The following is a 322-nucleotide window of genomic DNA, read 5'->3' as shown; positions in this document are numbered from 1 at the left end:
ATCGACAACTACATGCCCGGCCCGGGAACCTTTGTCGTAATGAAAAAATAATTGCCCGTTTTCAGGAGAGCGTACTACCCAATGATAGCCCTTACGGGTAGCTCCGGGTTTATCTTTATCCAATACAGGAATCGTAGTCTCATCCACTTGGATATAATCACTACCCAGAACATTTTTTTTCAACTGTTGGTAAAGAGGTTCTAATAAGTTGATGGCTGAAGCGCTCCAGTCATTTACTGTCGATGCGGCTAAATGGACTCCGCTTCGTTTAAACATCTCCAGCTGACGATAGTAAGGTTGATGGTCCTGGTATTTACTAATC

Annotated in this window: 1 protein-coding gene; it reads right to left on the bottom strand. The window is 43.5% G+C overall.

Going from position 1 to position 322, the window contains the following annotated elements:
• Window positions 1–321 (bottom strand): transposase (locus tag D0T57_RS15460; protein WP_368666943.1); only part of this gene is annotated, 321 nt, incomplete at its 3' end.
• Between the last annotated feature and the right edge of the window lies 1 nt (window position 322).

This window comes from Dysgonomonas sp. 511 (assembly GCF_010501105.1).
GTDB lineage: Bacteria > Bacteroidota > Bacteroidia > Bacteroidales > Dysgonomonadaceae > Dysgonomonas.
This window is presented reverse-complemented; position numbering and strand designations above follow the sequence as displayed.